Here is a 26,190-nt window from a genome sequence, read left to right as displayed (position 1 = left end):
GGCACGCTGGGCATCCTGATCCCGCCGTCGATCCTGGCCATCATCTATGCGGTGGTCGCGGAACAATCGGTGGGTGAGCTGTTCATCGGCGCGGTGATCCCGGGCCTGCTGCTGTCGGGGATGTATATCCTCTACGTCACGCTGCGCTGCTACATCAACCCGGCGCTGGGGCCGGCGATCCCGGTCGAAGAGCGGGTGTCCAACAAGGAGAAACTGCAGCTGGTGGGCAAGATGGCGGCACCGATCACGCTGGTCGTGGTGGTGCTGGGCATCATCTTTTCCGGTGTGGCCACCCCGGTCGAGGCGGCCGGCATCGGCACCTTCGGCGCCTTCATCGTCGCCGCCATCCACCGCAAGCTGGACTGGCCGACGGTGCGCGAGGCCTGCACCACGACGCTGAAAGCCAGCGCGATGGTCATCTGGATCATGTTCGGCGCGACGATCTTTGTCGGGCTCTACGTCCTGGAAGGCGGGCAGCAGTTCGTGCAGGACGCGCTGGCGGCCACGGGGCTTGGCCCCTGGGGAATCCTGATCCTGATGCAGGTGTTGCTGGTGATCCTGGGGATGTTCCTGGACTGGGTCGGCATCCTGCTCTTGTGCGTGCCGATCTTTGTCCCGATCATCAAGGCGCTCGGTGCGGCCGCTTTTGGCCTCGACAGCCCCGAGGATCTGGTGCTGTGGTTCGGCGTGCTCTACCTGGTGAACATGCAGATGTCGTTCCTGTCGCCGCCCTTTGGCTATGCGCTGTTCTACCTGCGCGGGGTGGCCCCTGATCACATCCCGATGACCGACATCTTCAAGTCGGCGCTGCCGTTCCTGTTCCTGCAGATCGTCGGACTGGTCCTGTGCATGACGATACCAGAGATCATCACCTGGCTACCAAGGCTGGTCTACGGCTGACATGATGACAAGCGGCCCCGCCAGGCAGGCGGGGCCGCTTCGCTTTCCGGGGTCAGCGCGACGCGTCGGCCTCGATGGCCGCGGGCATTCCCCGATCCAGCATGACAGTCAGCCGCGTGATCACCGCATCGCGCCAGCCGGGCGCCTCCGTCAGGCGCGTGGGGACCAGGTCAGAGATCGCGGCAAGCCGGTCGTGCAGGCCCTCGGGCGTCACGGGCACGTCAGGCAGAGGGGTCAGCAGGGCGGACCGTGGGTCGCGCAGGTCATAGGCCTGGCCCGCCTCGTCGCGGCCAAGCGTGTATCGCATCCAGGCGGCGGTGGCGAAGGCGAAGGGCTCCAGCGGTTGCGCGCGATCCAGCGCGTCGCAGGCGGCGGCAAAGATGCGCTGTGGCATCTTCTCGGTCCCGTCCATCGCGATCTGGTAGGTTTCGTGTCCGAGGTGCGGGTTGGCGAACCGCGTGGCCAGGTCACCCGCGTAGGCTTGCAGGTCCACGCCGGGCAGGGGCGGCAGGGTGGCTGCAGCGGCGGCCAGGTGCCGCCGGACCAGAGCCGCCAGCGCGGGATCTCCCATCACGTCCCGGACATATCTGTGCCCGGCCAGGAAGCCGGCATAGGCCAGCATGGAATGCGCGCCGTTAAGCATCCTCAGCTTCATGTTTTCGAAGGGGCGGACATCCTCGACAAAGACCGCGCCGCCGGCCTCCCATGCTGGGCGGCCCGATGGAAACTGATCCTCGATCACCCATTGGCGAAAGCTCTCGCATTCGATGGCGCCGTGATCCTCGACACCCGTCATCTCGCGGGCCAAGGCCAGCGTGGCCTCGGTGCGGGCCGGGGTAATCCGGTCCACCATCGTCGAGGGGAAAGCGACATCGCTGGCGATATGATCGGCCAGGTCCGGGGCGGTCTGCCGGGCGAAATCGACCAGCAGTGACCGGACGAGCGTGCCGTTTTCCGGAAGGTTGTCACAGCAGAGCACGGTAAAGGGTGGCGTGCCGGCCTGCCGCCGCTGTCGCAGCGCCCAGACCAGAAGGCCCGCGACCCCTTGCGGGTCACCGGGATCGGCGAGGTCCGCGGCAATTGCCGGGTGGGTTCGGTCGATGCCGCCGGTGGCGCGGTCGATGCCATAGCCCTTTTCGGTCACTGTCAGCGAGACGATGCGCGTGGCCGGATCGCAAAGCGCGTCCAGCACCGCACGCCGGTCGGTGGACAGGCTCAGCGCGCGGTCGATGGCGCCGATGATCCGCGCCGTGCTTCCTTCGACACCGCGTTCGATGAGGGTGAACAACCCGTTCTGCGGTGTCAGTTCCGCCGCCGGTTCCAGGCTGCGCAGGCTGACGCCGGTGATGCGCCAGTCGCCGCCCGCCGCCGCCAGCGCGTCGTCGGTATAAAGCGCCTGGTGCGCCTTGTGAAATGCGCCCAGGCCGATGTGGACAATGCCCGGCCCGTGGGCGGCCGGATCGTAGCCGGGGCGGCGAACACCCTGAGCCAGTTGGTCAAGCGTGCTGAGCCGGGTCATGCCACCACCCGGGGCGACAGCGCGGCGATGATTCCGCGCAGTTCCGCCAGTCCTTTGAGCCGCCCGATCGAGGGATAGCCCGGCTGCGCCTTGCGACCGAGGTCGTCCAGGATGTCCTGCCCGTGGTCGGGGCGGAAGGGAATGGACCAGTCGGAGCGGCCCGCGGCCCTGCGGCGTGCCTCTTCCCTCAGGGCCGCCTCGACAAGGGCCACCATGTCCGTGTCGCCGCCCAGGTGTTCGGCCTCGTGGAAAGAGCCGCGCACCTCGGTTGTCTCGCGCTTGACGTTGCGCAGGTGCAGGAAATGCACCCGGTCGCCCAGCCGCTCCATCATGCCCGGCAGGTCGTTGTCGGGGCGCGCCCCGAGCGAGCCGGAACACAGCGTGATGCCGTTGGCGGGCAGGTCGACCGCCTCAATCACCGCGCGGTACTGCGCCTCGGTCGACATGATGCGCGGCAGGCCCAGCAGCGGGAAGGGCGGATCGTCCGGGTGACAGCAGAGCCTCAGACCCAGCTCCTGCGCCACCGGGGCGACCTCTGACAGGAAGTCGACCAGATGGCCGCGCAGGGTGGCTTCGCTCATGGCGGCGTATTCGGCCAGATGCGCGCGCACGTCCTCGAGCGAGAATCGCTCTGCCGCGCCGGGCAGGCCGTAGACCACGTTTCCGGCCAGTGCCTCCTTCGCCTCGTCGGTCATCGCAGCAAAGCGACGTGCGGCTGAATCTTGCAGCGCGGCGTCATAGTCTTCCCTGGCGCCGTCTCGTGCCAGGATGTGCAGGTCGAAGGCGGCGAAATCGGTCAGGTCGAACCGCATGCAGGTGGCGCCGCTGGGCAGCCGCCAGGCCAGGTCCGTGCGCGTCCAGTCCAGCACCGGCATGAAGTTGTAGCAGATCACTTCCAGCCCGGAGGCAGCCAGATTGTGCAGGCTTTCCTTGTAGTTGGCGATGTGCTGTCGCCAGTCGCCCTGCTGCTTCTTGATGTCCTCGGAAACCGGCAGGCTTTCCACCACGGCCCAGTCCAGTCCCGAGGGGCTGCCATCGGAAAGGCGTGCGATCTCTGCCTGTCGCTTCGCGATCTCGTCGCGGCTCCAGACGGTGCCGGTGGGGACGTGGTGCAGGGCCGACACGATGCCTTCGGCCCCCGCCTGCGCCACGTCATCGGTTGTCACAAGGTCCTTGGGACCAAACCAGCGCCAGGTCTGCTTCATGGTGTCCTCCCGCTTTGAAGTCTTGCCGTTCTCTATCACCCTGCGTGATTGCTGACTAGTATGGAAGTATGGTAGCTAGCGAGCGGGAGGACGGCGAATCATGAATGCCGAGGGCAGCGGAACTTGGGAACTCGATCCGGCTTTGCCGATTTCGCGGCAAATCCTGCGGATTCTGCGTGAACGGATCATCCACAACGATCTGAAGCCCGGCGACAGGCTGTCCGAGTCCGAAGTGGCCCGCACCTATGACGTCAGCCGCCAACCCGTGCGCGAGGCCTTTATTCGCCTCGCCGATCTCGGGCTGTTGGCCGTCCTGCCGCAACGGGGCACCATCGTGAGCCGCATCGGCTATTCCGCGGTGCTGGACGCGCGCTTTCTGCGCGAGGCGATCGAGGCGGACATCGCCAAGATCCTCGCTCGCGCGCCAGACCCGGCGGTCATTGCAGAACTGCGCGGGCAACTGATCCGGCAGGAAGAGGCCGAGGGCGGCGACCCCAACGACTTCATCGACCTCGACGACCTGTTCCATCGCACCCTGGCCGAAGCGGCCGGGAAGGGCGGGGCCTGGAAACAGATCGAGGGCCTGAAGGCCCAGATGGACAGGGTCCGTTTCCTGTCTTTGGGTCATTTCCCGCTGCGCAAGCTGATCGCGCAGCATCGTGACATCGTGGACCAGATCGAATGCGGCGCCATCACCGGCGCCAATTCGGCGGTCCGACATCACCTGCGTGAGGTCCTCAGTGATCTCCCGCAGATCGTGGCGGCCAATGCCGCCTATTTCGAATTGCCGGACGGCGCCTTGCCGCAACCGGTGAATGCCCCCATCCAAGGAGGAGAACAGGGATGACTTTTGGTTTCAGGATGACCGCAATCGCCGCAGCCGTGGCGGCAATGGTCGCCGCGCCGGTCGCGGCGCAAGAGATGACGCTCAAGCTGGGTCACCTCGCCAACGAGGACAACTCATGGCACAAGGCCAGCGTCAAGTTCGGCGAGGAACTGTCGGCGCTGACCGATGGCCGCATCGCGGTCGAGGTGTTCCCGAACGAGTCGCTGGGCAAGGAAATCGACCTGATCAACGGCATGCAGCTGGGCACGGTCGACATGACCATCACCGGCGAAAGCCTGCAGAACTGGGCGCCGATGGCGGCCCTGCTGGCGGTTCCCTATGCGTTCCAGACCATCGAGGACATGGATGCCTTTGCCGCCGGTCCGGTGGGTGACGACATCAAGGCGCAGATCGTCGACAAGGTGCAGATCCGCCCGATCGCCTATTTCGCCCGTGGCGCGCGCGACCTGACCTCGAACCGTGCGATCACCACGCCCGCCGACCTGAACGGCCTCAAGATGCGCGTGCCGAATGTGCCGCTGTTTGTGGACGTCTGGAAGGCGCTGGGCGCCAATCCCGGCCCGATGGCCTTCTCCGAGGTCTTCACCTCGCTGCAGAACGGCACCATCGAAGCGCAGGAAAACCCGCTGGCGCTGATCCGCTCGGCCTCTTTCTACGAGGTGCAGAGCCACGTCAACCTGACCGACCACGTCCGGTCCTGGATCTACCTGACCATCGCGGAAACCACCTGGGCCAAGCTGTCGGATGCCGACAAGGATGCCGTCATGGAAGCCGCCAAGCGCGCGCAGGCCTACGAGCGTGAGCTGTTCGAGCAGAGCCTGGCCGACGACCGCGCCTTCCTGGAATCGCAGGGCATGACCTTTGTCGACGTCGACGCGGCAGCCTTCCAGGCGGCGGCCAAGGATGCGGTCCTGGCCAACGTCAACGACGAGATCAAGCCGATCGTCGAAGAGCTTTTCGCGCAATAAGATCCGCGCGTTCGCATGAAAACCTGGCCGGTGCCGCGAGTCCGTGGCGCCGGCCTGATTGACAGGGGGAACACGGTGAAACACGTTGATCGCTTTATCGGGGCCGTTGTCCTGCTTGCGCGGATCGGGGCGGGCCTGGGCTTTGCGGTGCTGATGGGGGCCGTGCTGGTCCAGGTCATCGGGCGGCTGGCGGGCACCTCGCCGGTCTGGACCGAGGAACTGACCCGCTACGCGCTGCTGTACATGGTGGCCTTTGGCGCCGGGGCCGCGATGCGGTCGGGCGACCTGGTGAACGTGGATGTCATCAGCGAAGCGCTGCCCGCGCCGCTGCCGTGGCTCCTGCGCCTCTTGGCGGCACTGGCCACCGCCGGGCTGGCCATCTTCCTTCTGTCGCACGCCTGGCGCTACGTCTCCATCGGCAAGATGCAGACCTCTCCCGCGCTGGGAATCCGCATGGACTATGTCCATTTCACCGTCTGGCTGATGCTGGTCGGACTGGCCGGCTTTGCCGTGCTGCGCGTCATCGGCATGCTGTCCGGCACCGAAGACGGCAAGCCCCACCGTCCCGAGGAGGAGTGATCCGTGGACGTTGCAATCCTCTTCTCGGTCTTCGTGGCCGGTCTTGCCCTGGGCATTCCCGTCGCGATTACCCTTGGCCTGTCGTCGCTGGCATACCTTCTGTTTGCGGGGATGCCCCCCGTGGTCATGCCGCAAAAGATGTACGCGGGCATGGATGTCTTTGTCCTGCTGTCGATCCCGGGGTTCATCCTGGCAGGCAACCTGATGAACCAGGGCGGGATCACCCAACGGATCATCCGCTTTGCCAATGCCATCGTGGGATGGATCAGGGGCGGGCTAGGGCTGACAAACATCTCGGCCTCGATGCTGTTCGGCGGCATCACCGGGACGGCAGTGGCCGATGCGGCCAGCCTTGGCGGCGTGCTCATCCCGGGCATGAAGAAGGCGGGCTACCCTGCTGATTTCTCGGCCGCTGTCACTGCGGCCTCGTCCACGGTCGGCCCGATCATCCCGCCGTCTGTGCCGATGATCATCGTCGGCGCGCTGTCGGGGATTTCCGTGGGCAAGATGTTCCTTGCGGGCGCCATCCCAGGCATCCTGATGGGCGTCGCCATGATGGTGACCTGCTACATCATCTCTGTACGGCGCGGCTATCCGCACCAGCCCTGGCAGGGCTGGGGAGAGGTTGCGCGCAGCTTCGGCGGGGCGATCTGGGCCATCGCCATGACCTTCCTGATCATCTACGGGCTGCTGTCCGGCTATGCGACGCCAACCGAAACCGCGGTCGTCGCCTCTGTCTATGCCTTCATCGTCGGCGCCTTCATCTACCGCGAGCTGCCGTTGCGAAAGGTCCCGGGCATCATCGCGGACAGCGCGGTTTCCGCGGCGGGCATCCTCGCATTGGTGGGCTTTGCCAATGTCTTTGGCTGGATCCTCGTGTCCGAACGCATCCCGCAGGCCATCGCGGATTCCGTCCTGTCCGTGACCGAGAACAGGCTGCTGGTGATCCTGCTGATCAACATCCTGCTGCTGTTCGTCGGCATGTTCATGGAGACCATCGCGGCACTCATCATCCTCTTCGTGCCGCTTCTGTCGCTGTCGAACGCGGTGGGCATCGACCCGCTGCATTTCGCCACCTTCGCGGTGCTGAACCTGATGATCGGGCTGACCACGCCGCCGGTGGGGGTCTGCCTCTTTGTCTGCGCCAATATCGCACGGCTGCCGCTGGCGCCGGTGGTCCGCGCGATCCTGCCTTTCCTTCTGACCAACATCCTGGTGCTGTTGGCGGTGTCCTTCTTTCCGCCGCTGGCCACCTGGCTGCCATCCGTCCTGACCAACTGAGGAGGACCGACATGCAAACCCGAGTCTGCCGTCTTTACGGCGCCAACGACCTGCGTATCGAAACCGAGGAGGTCGCCGCACCGGGGCCGGGACAGGTGCTTGTCGCCGTCGCCGCGGGCGGGATCTGCGGGTCGGACATGCACTACCTCTCGGACGGCGGCATCGGCACTATCCGCGTGCGCGAGCCGATCATCCTGGGGCACGAGGCCTCGGGCCGCGTCGTGGCGGTGGGCGAGGGTGTGTCGCATGTCTCGCCGGGCGATCCGGTGGCCCTGAACCCCAGCCGTCCCTGCGGCGCGTGCGCGTATTGCGCCGAGGGCCTGCCGATGCATTGCCTGAACATGCGGTTCAACGGGTCTGCCATCCGCCTGCCACATGAACAGGGTCTGTTCCGCGACCGGATCGTTGTGGAGGCCGCGCAGTGCATCCCCTTGCCCGAGGGCGCCGATCTGGGCGCCGTGGCCTGTGCCGAGCCGCTGGCGGTTTGCCTGCACGCGGCGCATATGGCCGGGAAGATCGCCGGCAAACGCGTGCTAGTCACCGGGGCCGGCCCGATCGGGGCGCTTTGCGTGGCCATCGCCGCCTGCGAAGGCGCGTCGGAAATCGTCGTCACCGACCTTCAGGACGCAACGCTGGAAGTCGCGCGCGCAATGGGCGCGACCCGTACGATCAACGTCGCCAAGGACCCCGACGCGATGGAGGCCTATGCCGCCGAAAAGGGGCATTTCCACACCGTGTTCGAATGCTCCGCCGCCGCGCCTGCGATCCGGTCTGCCATCGCGACCCTGCGCCCGCGCGGTGTCCTGGTTCAGGTCGGCGTCGTCGGCGATACGCCGATGCCGATCAATGCGCTGGTTGCCAAGGAAATCCGCGTCCAGGGCACGCACCGCTTCCACGAGGAATTTGCCGAGGCCGTCCGGGCCATCACATCGGGCAGCATCGACGTCGCGCCCTTCGTCACCGCGCGCTTTCCGCTGGAACAGGCCGCGCAGGCCTTTGCCGTCGCTGCAGATCGGACGAAATCGGTCAAGGTGCACCTGACCTTCGAGGCTGCCTGATGCAGAGATTTGCCCGTGACGACCTGTTCGACCTGGCCCATAGCCTGCTGACAGGCGGCGGCCTTGCCCCCGAGAAGGCGCGTGTGGTTGCCGATCTGCTGATCCGGACCGATGAGCTTGGGGTCACGACACACGGGATCTCGATGGTGTCCTATTACCTGCCGGAGCTGGCCTCTGGCCGGATGACCTCGGACGGGAGGCACGAGGTCGTCACAGATCGCGGCGCGACACAGGTCTGGGACGGCAACTACCTGCCCGGTCACTGGGTCATGACACATGCGCTGGACTCGGCGATGGCCCGCGCCCGCGACACCGGCATCGCCGCCATCGCAATCCGGCGCAGCCATCACATCGGCTGCCTGTCGACGCTGACCCGTATCGCTGCCTTGCAGGGGCAAATCTGCTATATCGCCACTTCCGACCCTTCCGGCCAATGGGTCGCGCCCTTTGGCGGGGTCGAGCCGCTGCTGACGCCGAATCCCTGGGCCATCGGTTATCCGGGCGGCGATCACCCGGTGTTGATCGACACCTGTGCCTCGATCACCACGGTGTCCAAGGTGCGCGAGCACATCAACAGTGGCACGCAATTTGCCCATCCGTGGATGCTGGACGCCGAGGGGAATGCGACCACGGACCCGAACGTGGTCAATGCCAACCCCAAGGGGTCGATCCTGCCGGTCGGGGGCATGGATCACGGCCACAAGGGCTTTGCCATGAGCCTGATGGTCGAGATGCTGACCCAGGGCCTTTCCGGGCATGGACGGGTCGAGGCGCCGGACCGCTGGGGAGCGAATGTCTTTCTGCAGGTCATGGACCCGGCGGCCTTTGCCGGGGCAGGGGCCTTCGAGGCGCAGGTGGATCATCTCAACGCCGCCTGCCGCGACAGCACGCCGATCCCGGGGCGCGGGCCGGTGCGCATTCCGGGCGACCGTGCCGCAAGCGCGATTGCGGCGGCGGAAACGCAGGGCATTGCCCTGCCGGACGAGGTGCTGACCCGAATCCGCGACTGTGCCAAAGCGTCGGGCCTTGCCTTCCCCGCAACTCTGCCCTGAGATGGCAAAGACATCGGAAACCGATGAAAAACTAGGCATCTGCACGCCACAGGGCAATTGCGGGGCCGGGGGATATCAAGACCTGTTTCCCCGTAAAATCACGGTTATGCTATCCATGTTTGACAAAGTCATTGCATGGAGCCTGACCCGTGACGTCACAGAATGCCGCCAGCCCGTCGACCCGTTCCGGCCCGGGACTGCCCCGCCGAGCGATCATCGGGGCGGTGCTGGTCGCCGCGGCCCTGGGCGGCGCCGCGGCGCTTGGCATCGCCGGCGCGGCGTTGAGACCGGCCAGCGAGGACTATGTCTTCAGCCGCGGAACCGGCTTTGCCACGGGCGAGGAGGCGCGCCTGAAAGCGCAGCTTTCTCAGCTTGCCGCAGATGATCGCATCGTCATCCGGATCACTGGCCACAGCGGCACCCAGGGGGACGAGGCCGCCAACCTGAGGCTTTCCGAAGAACGCGCCGAGACTGCACGGCAGGTGGCGCTGGACGCCGGCTTCCCGCTTCGCCGCATCGACTGGGCCGGGGGCGTCGGCGGTGGCGATCCGTTGCCGCGCGAGGACGGCATGGGGGATCGCGCCTATCAGTCCAGCCTGGCCCGGGTGACGTTGACGTGGCAGGTGCGGCCATGACCATGCACGACCGGGTCTTCAGCGGGGACAGCCTGTCGGCGCGAACACCGGTCCTGCCGATGCTGCTGGTGCTGGTGGTGGTGCTGCTGGCGGGGCTGGCCTACCTGGCCTTCGTGCGCTTGCCGCTGTGGTTTCCGGGCGCCCATGTCGTTATTGCGGTGGTGCTGGGCCTGGCCCTGACGCTGGGGGCGCTGATGTTGTTGCCCGCGCGCATGTTGCATTCCGAGGCGGCGCTGTTGTCGCATGCCTTCGACCAGTTGCACGGCGCCCAGTCCGGACGCCATGCCACCGCGCTGGCCACGGTGATCGAAACCCATGACCGTGCCCGCCGTATCCGCCGCATCGTGCCGGGCACGCAAGAGGACATCGCCGCGCTGCTGACCCGGACCGCCGACAGGTTCGACGCCCTGGCGCGCAGCTTGTTCTACGCGCCGGGCGAACTGCCGCGCGTGCAGGCGGTTCTGGCTCGGTCCGACCTGGTGGTCGAGGCCATCGAGACCCACGGTGCCCTGCGGGCCCGCACGGGCGGCGACGGCAAGGATGTCGAGGCCAGCCGCACGCACCTGCGCACCAGCATCCAGAGCCTGCACGACGCGCTGGACGGGCTGGAGGCACGGGCGATCACGTCTTTGCTTGAAAAGGTCGAAGTGGCATCATCGACCGCAGAGACCCTGCTGCGCCGCTGAGATGGCGTTGAATTTCCGGGGCCAAGTCCCCGACAACGACGAAGGACTTGTTATGAAGAAACTCATTCGATCCCTTTGCGCAGTGCTGGCTCTTGCGGTCAGCGGATTGCCCGCTCTGGCCGAGACCGGCGATCCGCTGGCCCAGGTCGTCACCAGCCCGGTGCGCGACTGTTCCGGCGGAACCACCCAGAAGATGCCCCTGATCGCCTGGGGGGCGGATGGCGTCGTCGTCCATGCCAACGGCAATTCCCTGTCCCCGCGCGGCGGATTGCTGCAGGACGCGGGATGGGAGCTGACCCTGTCGGTCAAGGACAGGTTCGCGGGCCAGGTCGAGGACTACCTGGCCTGTGACACTCCGTTCCTGCGCGGCACGCTGGGTATGTTGATGGCCGCCGCCCCGGTGACAGAGGCCGACCCCAGGACCGAACAGATCGTGTTCTTCAAGCACAGCTGGTCGGCCGGTGATGGGATCGTCGCGGGGGAGGGTATCCGCCGCCCCGCCGATCTGGCGGGCAAACGCATCGCCATCCAGGCCTACGGACCTCATGTCGATTTCGTGGGCCGGGTGCTGTCGGACGCAGGCCTCAGCTTTGACGATGTGACCGTGGTCTGGGCCGAGGCGCTGACCGGCGATGGCGACACGCCTGCCAATCTCTTTGCCGACGGCAAGGCCGATGCGGCGGCGGTGATCCTGCCCGATGCGCGTTTCCTGACTTCGGGCGGGGCCGTGGGCACCGGGGCCGAGGGGTCGGTCAAGGGATCGACGATCCTGATCTCGACACTGGAGGCCACCTCGGTGGTGTCCGACTACATCGCTGTGCGGGCGGACTACTTCGACGCCCATAGGGACGAGATCGCCCAGTTGGTCAACGCGCTGTTCCGAGCCGAAGAGCAGATGCGCGCCTTCATGGCCGAGGCAGGCAATCCCGACCGTGCCCAGATGGCGCAGCTGATGGCGGACGAGTTCCTGGGCGGGCTGCCGCAGGAAGAGGGCGTGTTCCTCTGGATGGACGCGATCACCGACGGCTGGTCGGGCAACGCCCGCCATTTCGCCGACCCGGCGGACCTGCGGCGCTTCGACGTGCTCAGCCAGGAGGTTGCCACGGCGTTGCGCGGCGCAGGCATGATCGACTTTCCGCATGAGCTTGCCACGGCGGAGTGGGATTACACCACGCTGACCGACGGGCTGAAGAACCTCGACGACCGCCAGGTTGCTGCCTTCAACCCGGAAAAGGCGGCGCAGGCCGTCAACCGCCTGCGCCGTACCGGCCAGCTGGACGCCAATACCAAGATCGACTTCCAGGTCTACTTCGAGCCGGACACGCCGGATTTCCCCGCCGATCTCTACGCCGAGGATTTCGCCGAGATCCTGCGCCTGGCCTCGACCTACTCGGGCGCGATCATCACCGTCGAAGGCCATGCCGACCCGCTGCATTTCCTGCGGCGGCAAAAGGACGGCGCCGCCAAGTCGGAACTGCGGGGCATCCGCACCTCGACGCAGAACCTGTCGTTGCAGCGGGCCATCGCCGTGGTCGACGCGCTGGAAACCTACGCCGAGGACAATGGCATCCGGCTGATCCGCGACCAGTTCATCGTCGACGGCGTCGGCATTTCCGCCCCCAAGTTCAACCCGCCCACCACCGAGGCGGAGTGGCGGCAGAACATGCGCGTCGTTTTCCGGGTGCTGACGGCCCAGGCCGAAGCCACCACCTTCGATCCGCTATGACACGGGGGATGGTGACATGAGCAAGGCAAAAATCGTCCTCCTGGCCGTGGCCGGCGTCGTGGCCGCAAGCGGCTTTGTCTTCTACAACACGGTGTCGGAGCCGCCCGCCTACGCGCCCTCGACCGACATGGGCACGGTGGACTGGGAGGCGCTGGCCGCCTGGCCGCCGCTGATCGAGGTGCCGGACGTCGAGACGATGCCGGACCCGGACCGGATCTTTACCATGATCGTGCTGGACGATTCCGGCTCCATGGGGTCCGACCTGGAACAGGCCAAGGCCGCGGTGCTGCAGGCGGTGCGCATGATGGACCCCAACGACAGGGTCGGTGTCCTGGCGCTGAACGCCGGGTTGGTCCTGCCGTTCGAGACGGTCGAGGATGCCGCCGACATCCTGCCGGGCAGGCTGTCTCCGCTGCGCTCGACCGGCTCGACCCCGCTGGGGCCGGCGCTGTCGGCGGCGCGTGACCTGCTGTCCGAAGAGGCGGCGCGCTCGCGGTCTTTTGGCACCTACAGGATCATCGTCACCACCGATGGCGCAGCGGACGATCCCGATCTGCTGGTGCGCGAGGTGATCGAGACGGTGAACAAGACGCCGGTGCAGGTGGCCACAATCGGCATCGGTATCGGGCGGCGCCATGTCCTGAACGCCGAAGGCCACACCAGCTATGTCGCGGTGGACGATGTGGGAAAGCTGGCAGAGGCGCTGCAGGCTGCCGTGGCCGAAAACGCCAGTTTCGATCCGATCACCGCCTTCGAGGGGGATAACTAGGGCATGGGCCGCGCGCTGCTGCAATGGGACGAATGGAGCCCGGGACTGGACACCGACGACATGACCCTGGCCGAGGTGCTGGCAACCATGCCCGCCGCCGAGGCCGAGGACGTGCCCGAGATCATCCGGAAATACGAGAACCCCGAAAGCCCCGACGCGCTGCCTGGCGCCATCAGCCTTGAAAGGCATGACTGCATCCACGTCCTGCTGGGCCGTGGCCTGCACGTTCAGGACGAGGCGTTTATCATCGGGGCGACGATGGGCGCGGCCTCGGACATCACGGATGAGGCGGTCGATACCTTCATCCACGTCTCGACCACGCTGTATCCCAAGGTCTGGCAATTCAGCCCCGAGCACATCCCCAGCTTTCGGCTGGGGGTGGGCTATTCCATCGACAACCTGCCGAACCGGGATCTGCACCTTGTCCCGCTGGAGGAAGAGCCCTGGCAGTCGATGACCGTGCGTGAGGTCCGCAAGCATTTCGGCATCGTCAAGGAAGAGCTGCGCGCCTATTTCCGCAAGGCGGAACTGCTGGTGCCGGGCACGCGTGCCTCGCGGCGGCTGGATACCTCGGCCCACAGGCACGACCAGTCCTTGAATTACCGTGACGGCGGCGACTGACGCTCAGGCCGGTTCAGCCTGCATCAACCGGCAGTCCAGTTTGGGCGTGACCCGCGGCCCGGCGGCGCGCGCCATCGCCCAGGCGAGGGCCAGGTTGCTGCCAAAGACCGGCAGGCCCAACTCCTGTTCCAGCGGTCCGATCACGTCCAGCGTGCGCAGGTTGGTGCAGGACAGGAATATCCCGTCTATGTCCCCGTGTCGGGCGACCTCGCGCGCGGCGGCCTTGACGCTGTTGCCGGAGATGCGCGCGACGTTGGCCTCGATTGCCTCACCGAAATGCACGGCGCGGGCGATTTCTGTTCCGTCACCGGCCAAGGCATCGCAGACGGGCTGCGCCACGTCCGGGCGATAGGGCGAGACCAGCCCCAGACGGCGGATGCCCAGGTGACGGCAGGCGGCGCGTGCGGCGCTCAGCGGGTTGCAGACCGCGCCAGTCCGGCAGGCGCTCTCGACCAGCTCCGTCACCCGGTCTGCGCCAATCATCGTGGTGCCCGAGGTGCAGCCATATCCCACGGCGGAAAACTGTGCGGCAGGGGGCAAGAGCGCGGTCACGCGCGGCAGGTCCGCCTCCATCCGGCCCAGCGTCTCGGGCGTGGCCTCGGCCCCCGAGGGGATGCGCGTCATATAAAGGGCCACGTCCGGACCCGGAAAGATGCGGCGGAAATCACCTTCGATGGTTTCGTCCACATGCAAGACGATCAGGCCCAGGGTGACCCTTTCCGGCGTGTCGAGGTCAAAGGGAAAGCCGCTCAAATCTCGATCTCCGGCAGGTCGAAGGGCGCGCGTTCCGTCAACAGCTCCGGTCCGTCGGCACGCAGCACGATATCCTCTTCGTGGACAAGGATCCGGCCCGGCGCGATCTCGACCGAGGGTTCCAGCGTCAGCACCATGTTCTCGTGCAGCAGGGTCGTGTCCCGATCGGTGAAAGAGGGCCATTCCGTCAACGTGAGGCCCAGCCCATGCCCCAGCCGCCCGCCGCCGGGTGTCGCGCCGCGTTCAGAGAGGGCGCAGGTCAGCAGCCGGTGTGCATCCCGAGCCGTCATGCCGGGGCGCAGGCGGTTCAGGGCGACCTCTGTCGCCTCGTACAGCGCGGTTTGCGCGCGGCGGGTGTCGTCATCGGGCGGTCCGATGCTGAAATTCCGGTCGAAGTCGCAGAAATAGCCGTTCTTTACCGCGCCCGTGTCCAGCATCAGCACGTCGCCGCGCCGGACCGGGACGGGCAGGGCCGGCGAGATCACGTCGCCATAGCCGCCCGGACCGGCACCGCCCGCCGTGTAACTGACCCAGTCGGCCCCGGCCTCCAGCAAGGCGCCCTGGAAGCTCCGGAAAATCGCATCCAGAGTGCGCTCGGCGGCGACGATGGCGGGCACGGCGTCAAAGGCGCGCGTGGCAAGGGTACAGGTCTCGCGGATGGCGGTGATTTCCAGTTCGGACTTGATCTCTCGGACGCGCTGCACCGTATCGGTGGCATCGGAAAAGGCACGGGGGGCAAGGGCGGCGGTCAGGCGGCGATAGTCGGCCAGCGGCATCCGCAGGCTGGTTTCCAACCCCATCGGCAGGCCGATCCGGCCCCGTTCGGGGACCAGCGCGGCCAGCGTCTCGGTCAAGAGGCCGATGCCGTCGTCCACCGGGTCCGGGGCCGGCCAGGTGCGGACCTCGCCCACGTGGCACTGGCCCATCAGGTGGGTCCCGATCTCGGGGATCACCGCGACGGGGTCTCCCTTGGCGGGCAGCATGATGAACCAGGGCCGGGCCGGGCTTTCCCAGAAGCGGGTCAGGAATCCGGTCAGGTAGAAGACATCCGCCGGGCCGGTCAGCAAGAGCGCATCCTCGCCCGCCTCTGCCATGCGGGCCTGCAGCGCGGCCCAGCGGCGGCGGTATTCGCCTGCACCGAAACCGGGGCGCCCGTCAGCCATCCTCGGGGCCTTCGCTGAGCACCGCCAGCACCCGCGCCTCTGTCCCGATCCCCGGCAGTCCCGCAATCAGCGCGGCCAGTCCCGCCCCGCCCGACGGCGTGGTGGCCAGCCCGTGCCGGGCCAGCGTGGCGACGCCATCCTGCGCCTCGGCTTCGGTGAGGGTCGCAAAGCTGTCCGCGTCCCGCGACAGCCCGGCCAAGGCGATCATCGAAGGTGTCTTGCAGTCAAGGCGCCCCATGCAGGACACCGGGCCCGGCGCGGTCACGGCATGGCCCGCACGGATGCTGTCCCGCAGGGCAGGGGCGGCATCCGGTTCCACCACGACGATCTGCGGGGCATCGCCCCAGGCGGCGCGGAAATGTGCGGCAAGGGCTGCGGCCATGCCGCCGACGCCGGCCTGAAGCAGGATATGCGTGGGCGGTTCCGGCATCTGCTCGACGGACTCGGCGGCCAGTTGCAGGTAGCCCTCCATGACCGCCAGCGGGGCATCGGTATAGCCCTCCCAGGAACTGTCGGACAGCAGGGTCCAGCCCTTGTCGGCGGCGGCCTGTTCGGCGGCGGCCATGCTGTCCTCGTAGGTGGCGCCCGCCCGCACGACCTCGGCCCCCTTGGCGCGCAGCCGGTCGGCAAAGGCCTCTGGCACCGTGTCGGCCAGGTAGATCACCGCGCGGGCGCCAAAAACGGCGGCCCCGGCGGCCACCGACAGACCGTGGTTGCCCGCGCTGGCCGCGACATAGGTGCGTCCCGCGGCCGAGGGTGGATCGCCCCCCGCAGCGCAGGCGTCCCGCGCGATGGCATAGGCCGCACCAAGCGCCTTGAAGCTGCCAAGCCCCATGCGTCCGCTCTCATCCTTGATGTGCAACCCCGCGACAGCGCAGGCAGAGGCCAGGTCCGGCGCATCGCGCAGGGGCGTGGGCGCATGCTTCGGGCAGCGTGCCAGCAGGGCCGAGACGGGCGCCGGATCGGAGGCGGGCAGGGGCCAGTCCTGCAATATCCCCTGGCCCTTGAACGGGTTTGGCTCGATCTCTGGCACGTCGTTGACCTCCGGCACGATTTCGCAATCCAGCCGAGCCTAGGCGCATTCCCCCGAGCGCGCAATCGCGGCGGGGCAGCTTGTCAGGTGCCGGGCGCCGGGTCCGAAAAATGGTCGGGAAAACGGGCACGCAGCACGTCCAGGCGGCTGATCGTGCCGGAAAGATGGCTGCGCATGGCCTCTGTCGCGGCCTCGGCATCGCCGGCCTCGATCCCGGCCAAGATGCGTTTGTGATGGTCCACGATGTCGGCCATCTTGCCCTCGGACGGCAGGTCCAGCCGCTGGCAGCGCAGCAGGTGCCCCATGCGCCGGACCAGCATCTGCTGGAGGTTGGTCATGCCGACCCCGGCAAAAAGTGTCCGGTGAAAGGCACGGTCCAGTTCGTTGAACATGCCCATCTGCTCGGTGTCGCCGACAAGGGTTTCCTGCATCCGCACGATGGCGCGGGCGCGGGCCAGGATGGTTGGCTGAGGCGCCAGCGCAAGGCGGCGCACCACCTCGGTTTCGACAGCGATCCGGAGAAACTGCGTCTCGTACAGCTGGTCGACGTCGATCCGATTCACGACGGTGCCCGATTGCGGCATGATCCGCAGCAACCCGTCTTCTTCCAGTCGCTGCATCGCCTCGCGCACGGGGGTCAGGCTGACGCCATATTCCTGCGCCAGCGCATTGCGCGAGAGCGAGGTGCCGGGTGGGTAGTCCAGCGACACGATCTTGCCCCGCAGCGCGTCGTAGACCGTCCCCGCCGCCGAGGTCGGGGCGGTTTTCGCCGTGTCGCCAAAGCTTTGTTCTATCGAGGACATCGTCGGACCACTCCCTGCGCCCAGCCTGCGGATGACGAGGATCTAGGAGGGTGGGCAATGGTATTCAATCAAGATTGACGCTCTGGATCAACTAATATATTAGTTCGCTTAGCTGCTGATGAAGTCACGTGAGGGAGCGTGGCGCGCAGCGCAGAACGGGAGGAACCTATGAAATTCGAGATGCTCAAGACGCTGTCCAGGGCAGGGGTCGTGGCGGTCGCAGCCCTGGCAACTGCCAGCGCGGCCAGCGCCGCGGATCGTGTGCTGAAGATCCAGACCTCGTCCAACGCCAGCCATGCCTCGCTGGCCTACCTGAACGAGGAATGGGTGCCCAAGCTGGAGGCCATGACCGGCGGAACGCTGACCGTCGAGCTGCTGCCGATCAACGCGGTCGTGCCGCGCCGCGAAACCCCCGAGGCCATCGGTGTCGGCATCCTCGACGGCGACCTGACCTCGATCAACTATTTCGCCGGCGTCGACCCCGCCTTTGCCCTGATGGGCGACCTGATCGCCGGGTACGATTCCGCCGACCAGATCCAGGCCTTCTGCGCCCAGGGCGGCGGCAAGGAAATGCTGCAAAAGCTCTTTGATGCGCATTACCCGGGTGTCCACGTGGTCGGCTGCGGGGCCTATGCGCGCGAGGCCTTCGTCTCCAAGGTGCCGGTGCGCGGCGTGGCAGACCTGGCGGGCCTGAAGATCCGCTCTCCCGAGGGGCTGGCCGCCGACGTGTTCAAGCGGGCAGGGGCCGCGCCGGTCTCGATGGCCGGGTCGGAAACCTACGGCGCGCTTGAAAAAGGCGTGATCGACGCCGCCGACAACTCGGCCTATGCCAACAACGATGCCAACGGCATGCACAAGATCGCCAAGTACCCGATCTACCCCGGCATCCACTCTACCCCGATCCTGCAGTTCACTGTCTCCGAGGCGGTCTGGGAAGAGCTGACCGAGGCCGAGCGGGTCGCGCTCGAGACCTGGTATCTCGCTGCCTACAACGGCCTGCGCCAGCACTTCGACCGTCTCGACCGCCAGCTTGTCGCCCGCGACAAGGCCGAGGGTGAGATCACCGTCATCGACTGGCCGCAGGAAGAGCGCGACAAGTTCCGCAAGATCGCCCAGGAAGCCTGGGAAGACTTTGCCGCCGGATCTGACCTGGCCAAGGAAGTCTACGACGCGCATGTCGCCTTCATGAAAGAAGCCGGCCTGCTCTGAGGCCCGCCGCGAGTGACATCGGCACGCCCGCCAGCCGCGGGCGTGCCACGCCGCGACAAGACACCGGACCAAGACCCCAACCGACGCGCCACAAGACCGCCCCGTGACACGGGGACGGCCGGGATAGGAACATCGAGCGATGACGCGCAACCTAGACGACGCCCTGGACCAGACCGAGATCGAGATCGGCGCCCAGGACCCGCTGCACGACGAGGCGGACCTGCCGCGGTCGCAATACACGGTGGTCGAACATACCAGCCATATCACCGGCATCGCCATTTCCACCTTCTACATGGTCGCGGCCCTTGCCACGCTCTGGGAGGTGTTTTCCCGCTACGTCCTGCACGCGCCGACCTATTGGGCCTTTGAAACGGTCATGACCATCGTCGCCGCCGCCTGGATGCTGTCGGCTGGCTACGTCACCATGAAACAGCGCCATATCGCGATCACGGTGATCCACAACATGGCCAGCAAGGCGCAGCGCTGGTGGCTGGAACTGTTTGCGATGATCATCGGGGTCATCGCGCTTTACATGCTGCTGAGCGATGCCTCGATCCGGGCCTATGACAGCGTTGGACGGATCGAGAAATCGGGCTCTGCCTTCAACTCGCCCATGCCGATGATGATGAAGAGCCTGATGGTGATCGGCGGGTTCATGTATCTCGCGCAGCTGATGATGAACCTGCACCGGCACCTGACCAGCCCGACTGCAAGAATGCTGGTCAAGATCGCGGGCGCCTACTTTGTCCTCTATTTCGTCTCTGCCTTCCTGGCGCATGTGCTGGATGTTCAGATCGCGGTGATGTTCTCGGACTTCATTTCGGGCCTCGGCAAGGCGATGGACCCGTCCAAGGCGCTCAACCTGCGCCAGATGGACCTTGGCACGATCTCGATCATCATGGTGGCCCTGCTGATCGCGTTGATGATGACGGGGATGCCGCTGGGCATCGTGACCCTCTTTGTCTCGGTCGTCATGGCTATCGGGTTTTTCGGTCCGCGCGGCCTGTTCCTGGTTTCGTCGAACGCGGTGGGCCTGCTGGAACATTACAGCCTGGTTGCCGTGCCCTTCTTTGTCCTGATGGCCTCGATCCTGGAACGGGCGGGCATCGCCGAGGACCTGTTCGATGCCATGTCGATCTTTGCCGGGAACCTGCGCGGCGGCGTGGCGGTGCAGACCACGGTCGTGGCCGTGATCCTGGCCGCCATGTCTGGCGTCATGGGCGGCGAGATCGTGATGCTGGGCCTTGTCGCCCTGCCGCAGATGTTCCGCCTTGGCTATGACCGAAAGCTGTCCATCGGGCTGATCTGTGCCTCGGGGGCGCTGGCCACGTTGATCCCGCCGTCGATCATCATGATCGTCTACGGGCTGGCCGCAGAGGTGGGCATCGGTGACCTGTTCATGGCCGGTGCCATTCCGGGGATCATGCTGGCGGTGTTCTACGCGGGCTACGTCCTGATCCGGGTGAACCTGAACCACAGCCTGGCCCCGACTGCCGCCGAGGTGGCAGAGATCACGGGCACGGAAAAGAAACTGTCCAAGGACCGCATGACGGCGGTGCTGCTCTGCATCCTGCTGATCGCCTCTGTCATGGGGTCGATCTACGGCGGCATCGCCTCGGTGACAGAGGCGGCCGCAGTGGGCTGCATCGGGGCGCTGTTCATCGCCGCCGTGCGCAACAAATTCGAGTGGAACGTGCTGTCGGCGGCCATGCTGGGCACCATGACGACGGTCGGCACCATCATCTGGCTGGTGCTGGGCGCGGTCAGCTTTGTGGGCATCTTCAACCTCGTGGGTGGCGGAGAGTTCATGCGCTCGCTCTTCCTTGATCTTGGGCTGTCGGCGCTGGGTACGGTGCTGGTCATGATGCTGATCCTTATGGTGCTGGGCACCTTCATGGAATGGATCGCCATCGTGCTGATCACCGTGCCGGTCTTTGCCCCGGTCATCATGACCCTGGCGCCGGACCTGGGCCTGACCGAGGACCAGGCCAAGATCTGGTTCGGCATCCTCTTCGTGATGAACATCCAGATCTACTTCCTGTCGCCGCCCTTTGGCCCGGCCTGTTTCTGGCTGAAGTCGGTGGCGCCCAAGGACGTGACCCTGCAAGAGATCTTCATCTCTGTCCTGCCCTTCATCGGGCTGCAGATCGTGGGTCTGCTGCTGGTCATGTTCTTCCCGCAGATCGCGCTTTTCCTGCCTGAATTCCTGAACTGAGGAGAGACCCAATGATCGGACGCGACAGTCACGACGACATCAACGGTTACGGGATCTGGCCCTGGGTCTTCGGTCTTGCGCTGGCAGCGCTGATCGTCTTCCTGATGTTCCAGTACGCACAACCGATTTCCTGAGAAAGACCGGACAATGACCAAGAAACCCGAAGACCTCCGCTCTGCCCGCTGGTTCGCACCGGATGACCTGCGTTCGATGGGGCATCGGTCGCGCGCCATGCAGATGGGGCTGGACGGCGAAGACTGGGAAGGCAAGCCGGTCATCGCCATCATCAATACGTGGTCTGACCTGTCGCCCTGCCACCACCACCTGCGCGATCGCGCCGAGTTCGTGAAGAAGGGCGTCTATCAAGCAGGTGGCATGCCGGTCGAAATGCCGGTACACAGCTTTTCGGAACAGTTCCTGAAGCCAACCTCGATGCTTTACAGGAACATGGGCGCGCTGGAGGTGGAGGAGACTCTGCGCGCCCACCCGATTGACGGGGTCGTGCTGCTGGGCGGCTGCGACAAGTCCACACCCGCGCTGGTCATGGGGGCGGTCAGCATGGGGTTGCCCTTCATCTTCATGCCCGCGGGGGCGATGCTGCGCGGCAACTACGCCGGGCAGAAGCTGGGCTCTGGCACGGATGTCTGGAAATACTGGGACGAACGCCGCGCAGGGACCATCACCAAGGACCAATGGGACGGTGTGCAGGGCGGTATCGCGCGCAGCTATGGCACCTGCATGACGATGGGCACCGCCAGCACCATGATGAGCATCGCCGATGGCTGGGGCCTGACCCTGCCGGGCGCATCGTCGATCCCGGCGCCGGATGCCGGGCACAAGCGCATGGCTGCCGCCTGTGGCCGCCGCGCGGTGGAAATGGTCTGGGAGGACCTCACGCCGGACAAGATCATGACGCCCCAGTCCACGCGCAATGCCGTGACCGTGGCAATGGCCACCGGCTGTTCCACCAACGCGATCATCCACCTGATCGCGATGGCCCGCCGCGCGGGGGTGCCCCTGACGCTCGAGGACCTGGACGAGATCGGCCACGGCACCCCGGTGATCGCCAACATCCGCCCCTCGGGCAAGGAATACCTGATGGAGGACTTCTTTTACGCGGGCGGTCTGCCCGCGCTGATCAAAGAGCTTGGCGACAAGCTGGATCTCTCCGTCATGACGGTGAACGGGCGGACGATGGGCGAGAACATCGCCGATGCGGTCAACTACAATGACGACGTGATCCGTCCGCTGTCCAACCCGGTCTACCACGAGGGGTCCCTGGCGGTGCTGCGGGGCAACCTTGCCCCCGATGGCGCCGTTATCAAGCCCGCCGCGATGGACCCGAAGTTCCAGAAGCATTCCGGCCCCGCCATCGTTGCCGACAGCTATGCCCAGCTCAAGGAGATCATCAACGACGAGGATTACCCGATGACGCCGGATCACGTCATGGTCCTGCGCAATGCCGGGCCGCAGGGGGGGCCGGGGATGCCGGAATGGGGCATGATCCCGATGCCCAAGGCGCTGCTGAAACAGGGGCATCGCGACATGCTGCGCTTGTCGGATGCGCGCATGTCGGGCACTTCCTACGGTGCCTGCATCCTGCATGTCGCGCCCGAGGCCTTTGTCGGCGGGCCGCTGGCCCTGATCGAGACAGGCGACATCATCGAGATCGACGTGCCCAACCGGGTGCTGAACGTGCGTCTCACGGACGAGGAGCTGACCGCGCGCCGCGCCAACTGGACCGCGCCGGAGCCCCGGTTCGAACGCGGCTATGGCTGGATGTTCTCGAAACATATCGAGCAGGCGGACAAGGGCTGTGACTTCGACTTCCTGCGCTCGGAGTTCGGCGGCCCGGTGCCGGAGCCGGAGATCAACTGAACCATTCGCGTGCAAAGGCCCCGGACCTGTTGCGGGGCCTCTACCGACAGACGATCCCGGCGCGGGTCCGGGACACAGGAGCTTTGACATGACCGAATTGAGCCAGGCCCTGACGGGCGTCTCCGGTATTCTCGTCACCCCGTTCGACAGCGCCGGAGAGATCGCGCCGGACCTGCAAAAGCCGGTGGTGGACCGGGCGGTTGCCGCAGGCGTGCACGTGCTGACCGCCAACGGAAACACCGGCGAGTTCTATGGCCTGACCGTGGACGAAGCCTGCGCGATGGTTACAGCCGCAGGCGCCCATATTGCGGGGCGGGTGCCGATGGTGGCCGGCGTCGGCCGCGGTGTCCGCGACGCACAGAAACTGGCCGAAGCCTCGCACGGAGCCGGGGCCGCAGCGCTGATGATCCACCAGCCGCCGGATCCTTTTGTCGCGCCGCGGGGCCTGGTCGATTACGTTCGCGCGGTGCGCGAGGCGGGGCAGGGGCTGCCGATCATCCTCTACCTGCGCAACGATGCCATCGGCACCGATGCCATCGCCGCGCTTTGCAATGTCGAGGGTGTCGTCGGCGTCAAATGGGCCACGCCCAACCCGATGAAGCTGAAGGCCGCCATCGCGGCCTGTCCCGATCACATCATCTGGACCGGGGGCCTGGCAGAGGTCTGGGCGCCTGCCTTCTACGCCGTGGGGGCGCGGGGCTTTACCTCGGGCCTGATCAACGTCTGGCCGGACCGTTCGGTCGCCATCAACTCCGCGCTGGAGCGCGGTGACTACGCCGAGGCGCGCCGCCTGATCGCCGAGATGCAGGTTTTCGAGGACATCCGTGCCGAGGATCAGGGTGGGGCCAACGTGCCCGGCGTCAAGGCGGCGCTGCAGCTGATGGGCGAGGATTGCGGCATCGCCCGCCCGCCCGCCGCTTGGCCCCTGAGCGATGACCAGATGACCCGCCTGCGCGCCTTCATGACAACCAACGGCCTGATCCGAGGATGACCACGATGACCGACCACCCCATGAACCCCGACACCAAAGCCAAGCTGGAACAGGTCTCTGTCGCAACCTTGGCCACCGCGCTTTACAAGCGGGGCCTGCGCCACCAGGTCATCCAGGACGTGCGCCCGCTGAGCCAGAAGGGCCGCAACATGGTCGGGCCCGCCTTTACCCTGCGCTACATGCCCGCCCGCGAGGACCGCAACCAGCTGGTCGAGTTCCGCAACCCCGACCACCCGCAGCGCAAGGCGATCGAAACCTGCCCGCCCGGGTACGTCATGGTGATGGACAGCCGCAAATCGGCGCAGGCCGCCAGCGCGGGCGACATCCTTATCACCCGGTTGATGGTGCGCGGCGGGGCCGGTGTCGTGACCGACGGCGGCTTTCGCGACGCCATGAACATCGCGCAGCTGGAGATGCCCGCCTATCACGCGCGCCCGTCCAGCCCGACCAACCTGACCACGAACGAGGCCATCGACATCAACGTCCCCATCGGCTGCGGCGATGCGCCGGTCTTTCCGGGCGACATAGTGGTCGGCGACGATGACAGCGTCATCATCATTCCCGCACACCTCGCGGACGAGATCGCGGACGAAGCCATCGAGATGACCGCCTATGAGGATTTCGCGCTGGAACAGGTGCAGAACGGGCAGACGATCATCGGCCTCTACCCGGCCACGCAAGAGGAAAACCTCAAGAAGTTCGCCGAGTGGCGCAAGGCAAACAACCGATGATGCCGGCCGCACCGGTCATCCGCCTCGACCCGCGCGACAATGTCGTCGTCGCGCGGGCCGCGCTGCCTGCGAGCACGGAGATCCCGGGCGAGGGTGTGATGGCCCTGCAGGACGTTCCGGCGGGCCACAAGCTGGCCACCTCGCATATCGCCAAGGGCGCGCCGGTGCTAAAATACGCCACGGTCATCGGCTATGCAGGCGAGGATATTGCGCCGGGGACCTGGATGCACACCCACAACGTGTTGGTGGACGAGATCCAGAAGGACTACCGTTTCGGTGAGGACTACGTCGCGGCTGACCTGCTGCCCGAAGATCAGCGCGCGACCTTCATGGGCATCGAACGCCCAGATGGCCGGGTCGGGACGCGCAACTACATCGGCATCTTCATCACCGTGAACTGTTCGGCCACCGTCGCGCGCAAGATCGCGGCCTATTTCGACGAGGAACGCCTTGCCGACTTTCCCAATGTCGATGGCGTCGTGCCCTTCATCCACAACCAGGGCTGCGGGATGGAGGCGACGGGGGAACCGATGGACCTGCTGCACCGCACGCTGTCGGGCTATATCCGCCATCCGAACATTGCGGGCGCGGTGGTCTGTTCGCTGGGGTGCGAGCGTAATTCGCTGGAACGGTTCTTTGCGGACACGGCGCTTGAGACCGGGCTGATGCTGCACACGATCCGGATGCAGGATGTCGGCGGTACGGCGGCGGCCATCGAGGCGGGCAAACAGGCGGTGCGCGAGATGCTGCCCGAGGCCAACAAGGCCGTCCGCAGCCGGCAGTCCGCTTCGCATCTCAGGATCGGCTTGCAATGCGGTGGTTCGGACGGGTTTTCCGGCCTCAGCGCAAATCCGGCTCTGGGCAAAGCGGTCGACATTCTTGCCCGCCACGGCGGCACCGCGATCCTGTCGGAGACGCCGGAGCTGTACGGGATCGAACACACGCTGACGGCCCGCGCGCGGGACGAGGCGACAGGTCGCGCGCTGCTCGACCGGATCAAGTGGTGGCTGGACTATACCGACGGGAAGGATGTCCAGATGCAGGGCGTCGTCGGTCCCGGCAACCAGGACGGCGGGCTGGCCAACGTGATCGAGAAATCGCTGGGCGGCGCCAAGAAGGGCGGCATGACCGGCATCGAGGCGGTCTATCGCTACGCCGAGCCGGTCACGGCGCGCGGGCTGGTCTTCATGGACACTCCGGGGTACGACCCGGTGGCAGCCACCGGCCAGATCGCGGGCGGCGCCAATCTCGTCTGTTTCACCACCGGGCGAGGCAGCTGTTTCGGCTCCTTCCCGGCACCGACGATCAAGCTGGCGACAAACACGCCGATGTTCTCGCGCATGGCCGGGGACATGGACATCAACTGCGGCGCTGTCATCGACGGCGAGATGACGCTGGACGCGATGGGCGAGGTGATCTTTGACAGGATCCTGGCCGTCGCCTCGGGCGAGACATCGAAAAGCGAGGCGCTGGGTGTCGGCGCCGAGGAATTCGCACCCTGGCCCATCGGGGTCACAGGATAACGAAAGGACATTCCACCATGCTCGACAAATCCACCTTCACGCCGC

At 66.2% G+C, this 26,190-nt stretch carries 25 protein-coding genes; 19 read left to right on the top strand and 6 right to left on the bottom strand.

What is annotated here, in order from left to right; genetic code table 11:
- Positions 1-900: TRAP transporter large permease (locus PVW46_RS24450; RefSeq protein ID WP_274578072.1), on the top strand; the 900-nt coding region annotated here is incomplete at its 5' end.
- 52 nt (positions 901-952) lie between these two features.
- Here the strand turns inward: PVW46_RS24450 and PVW46_RS24445 are convergent.
- Both PVW46_RS24445 and uxuA read right to left on the bottom strand, forming a co-directional pair.
- Positions 953-2,419, bottom strand: a complete 1,467-nt coding sequence (locus PVW46_RS24445; RefSeq protein ID WP_069208408.1) for a mannitol dehydrogenase family protein — start codon at positions 2,417-2,419, stop codon at positions 953-955.
- Positions 2,416-3,624, bottom strand: a complete 1,209-nt coding sequence (gene uxuA / locus PVW46_RS24440) for a mannonate dehydratase (RefSeq protein WP_069208407.1) — start codon at positions 3,622-3,624, stop codon at positions 2,416-2,418. The genes PVW46_RS24445 and uxuA overlap by 4 nt, the downstream gene beginning before the upstream one ends.
- A gap of 100 nt (positions 3,625-3,724) precedes the next feature.
- Between uxuA and PVW46_RS24435 the strand changes: the two genes are divergently transcribed.
- The 11 genes from PVW46_RS24435 (at position 3,725) to PVW46_RS24385 (ending at position 13,846) form a co-directional block, all read left to right on the top strand.
- Positions 3,725-4,471, top strand: a complete 747-nt coding sequence (locus PVW46_RS24435) for a GntR family transcriptional regulator (RefSeq protein ID WP_043145448.1) — start codon at positions 3,725-3,727, stop codon at positions 4,469-4,471.
- A complete protein-coding gene (locus PVW46_RS24430) occupies positions 4,468-5,439 on the top strand; it encodes a TRAP transporter substrate-binding protein (RefSeq protein ID WP_043145447.1) in 972 nt (323 codons plus the stop codon). The genes PVW46_RS24435 and PVW46_RS24430 overlap by 4 nt, the downstream gene beginning before the upstream one ends.
- Positions 5,440-5,514: 75 nt before the next feature.
- Positions 5,515-6,018 (top strand): TRAP transporter small permease, encoded by a 504-nt coding sequence (locus PVW46_RS24425; protein ID WP_043145553.1) that lies wholly within the window; start codon positions 5,515-5,517, stop codon positions 6,016-6,018.
- 3 nt (positions 6,019-6,021) lie between these two features.
- Positions 6,022-7,299 (top strand): TRAP transporter large permease, encoded by a 1,278-nt coding sequence (locus PVW46_RS24420; protein ID WP_069208406.1) that lies wholly within the window; start codon positions 6,022-6,024, stop codon positions 7,297-7,299.
- An 11-nt stretch (positions 7,300-7,310) separates the two neighbouring features.
- Positions 7,311-8,357 (top strand): L-idonate 5-dehydrogenase, encoded by a 1,047-nt coding sequence (locus PVW46_RS24415; protein ID WP_069208405.1) that lies wholly within the window; start codon positions 7,311-7,313, stop codon positions 8,355-8,357.
- Positions 8,357-9,409 (top strand): Ldh family oxidoreductase, encoded by a 1,053-nt coding sequence (locus PVW46_RS24410; RefSeq protein WP_069208404.1) that lies wholly within the window; start codon positions 8,357-8,359, stop codon positions 9,407-9,409. Before PVW46_RS24415 ends, PVW46_RS24410 begins: the two co-directional genes overlap by 1 nt.
- Positions 9,410-9,558: 149 nt before the next feature.
- The gene (locus PVW46_RS24405; protein ID WP_083242184.1) at positions 9,559-10,044 is read left to right on the top strand and encodes an OmpA family protein; all 486 of its coding nucleotides are present in this window, start codon (positions 9,559-9,561) and stop codon (positions 10,042-10,044) included.
- Positions 10,041-10,730 carry a hypothetical protein gene (locus tag PVW46_RS24400; protein WP_069208402.1) on the top strand — a complete coding sequence of 230 codons (690 nt, stop codon included), beginning with the start codon at positions 10,041-10,043 and terminating at the stop codon, positions 10,728-10,730. Before PVW46_RS24405 ends, PVW46_RS24400 begins: the two co-directional genes overlap by 4 nt.
- Positions 10,731-10,782: 52 nt before the next feature.
- The gene (locus PVW46_RS24395) at positions 10,783-12,456 is read left to right on the top strand and encodes a phosphate ABC transporter substrate-binding/OmpA family protein (protein ID WP_274578064.1); all 1,674 of its coding nucleotides are present in this window, start codon (positions 10,783-10,785) and stop codon (positions 12,454-12,456) included.
- A gap of 16 nt (positions 12,457-12,472) precedes the next feature.
- Positions 12,473-13,225 carry a VWA domain-containing protein gene (locus tag PVW46_RS24390; protein WP_069208400.1) on the top strand — a complete coding sequence of 251 codons (753 nt, stop codon included), beginning with the start codon at positions 12,473-12,475 and terminating at the stop codon, positions 13,223-13,225.
- A gap of 3 nt (positions 13,226-13,228) precedes the next feature.
- The gene (locus tag PVW46_RS24385; protein WP_069208399.1) at positions 13,229-13,846 is read left to right on the top strand and encodes a hypothetical protein; all 618 of its coding nucleotides are present in this window, start codon (positions 13,229-13,231) and stop codon (positions 13,844-13,846) included.
- A 3-nt stretch (positions 13,847-13,849) separates the two neighbouring features.
- Here PVW46_RS24385 and PVW46_RS24380 read toward each other — a convergent pair whose 3' ends face one another.
- From PVW46_RS24380 to PVW46_RS24365, 4 genes are all read right to left on the bottom strand, one after another.
- On the bottom strand, positions 13,850-14,599 hold the full coding sequence (locus PVW46_RS24380; protein WP_069208398.1) for a maleate cis-trans isomerase family protein: 750 nt from the start codon (positions 14,597-14,599) through the stop codon (positions 13,850-13,852).
- Entirely contained in the window at positions 14,596-15,762 is a 1,167-nt protein-coding gene (locus tag PVW46_RS24375; protein ID WP_069208397.1) for a M24 family metallopeptidase, read from the bottom strand. Before PVW46_RS24375 ends, PVW46_RS24380 begins: the two co-directional genes overlap by 4 nt.
- The gene (locus PVW46_RS24370; protein ID WP_069208479.1) at positions 15,755-16,795 is read right to left on the bottom strand and encodes a pyridoxal-phosphate dependent enzyme; all 1,041 of its coding nucleotides are present in this window, start codon (positions 16,793-16,795) and stop codon (positions 15,755-15,757) included. The genes PVW46_RS24375 and PVW46_RS24370 overlap by 8 nt, the downstream gene beginning before the upstream one ends.
- An 83-nt stretch (positions 16,796-16,878) precedes the next feature.
- Positions 16,879-17,598, bottom strand: coding sequence for a GntR family transcriptional regulator (locus PVW46_RS24365; RefSeq protein ID WP_043145435.1), 720 nt, complete (start codon positions 17,596-17,598; stop codon positions 16,879-16,881).
- Between the two features lie 168 nt (positions 17,599-17,766).
- Between PVW46_RS24365 and PVW46_RS24360 the strand changes: the two genes are divergently transcribed.
- The 7 genes from PVW46_RS24360 (at position 17,767) to PVW46_RS24330 (ending at position 26,145) form a co-directional block, all read left to right on the top strand.
- On the top strand, positions 17,767-18,807 hold the full coding sequence (locus PVW46_RS24360; protein WP_069208396.1) for a TRAP transporter substrate-binding protein: 1,041 nt from the start codon (positions 17,767-17,769) through the stop codon (positions 18,805-18,807).
- 139 nt (positions 18,808-18,946) lie between these two features.
- On the top strand, positions 18,947-21,022 hold the full coding sequence (locus PVW46_RS24355) for a TRAP transporter large permease subunit (RefSeq protein WP_274578058.1): 2,076 nt from the start codon (positions 18,947-18,949) through the stop codon (positions 21,020-21,022).
- Positions 21,023-21,033: 11 nt separating this feature from the next.
- Positions 21,034-21,156 carry a hypothetical protein gene (locus PVW46_RS24350; RefSeq protein WP_043145432.1) on the top strand — a complete coding sequence of 41 codons (123 nt, stop codon included), beginning with the start codon at positions 21,034-21,036 and terminating at the stop codon, positions 21,154-21,156.
- 13 nt (positions 21,157-21,169) lie between these two features.
- Complete coding sequence (gene araD / locus PVW46_RS24345; RefSeq protein ID WP_069208395.1) at positions 21,170-22,900, top strand: L-arabinonate dehydratase; 1,731 nt, start codon at positions 21,170-21,172, stop codon at positions 22,898-22,900.
- A gap of 88 nt (positions 22,901-22,988) precedes the next feature.
- Positions 22,989-23,891, top strand: coding sequence for a dihydrodipicolinate synthase family protein (locus tag PVW46_RS24340; RefSeq protein WP_069208394.1), 903 nt, complete (start codon positions 22,989-22,991; stop codon positions 23,889-23,891).
- 5 nt (positions 23,892-23,896) lie between these two features.
- Positions 23,897-24,622 carry a ribonuclease activity regulator RraA gene (locus PVW46_RS24335; RefSeq protein WP_223306290.1) on the top strand — a complete coding sequence of 242 codons (726 nt, stop codon included), beginning with the start codon at positions 23,897-23,899 and terminating at the stop codon, positions 24,620-24,622.
- Entirely contained in the window at positions 24,619-26,145 is a 1,527-nt protein-coding gene (locus PVW46_RS24330; protein ID WP_274578055.1) for a UxaA family hydrolase, read from the top strand. The genes PVW46_RS24335 and PVW46_RS24330 overlap by 4 nt, the downstream gene beginning before the upstream one ends.
- The last annotated feature ends 45 nt before the right edge of the window (positions 26,146-26,190 follow it).

The sequence above is a fragment of the Mameliella sp. AT18 genome, assembly GCF_028807275.1.
Lineage (GTDB): Bacteria > Pseudomonadota > Alphaproteobacteria > Rhodobacterales > Rhodobacteraceae > Antarctobacter > Antarctobacter albus.
The sequence above is the reverse complement of the archived record's forward strand: the minus strand, read 5'-3'. Positions and strand labels throughout refer to the sequence as shown.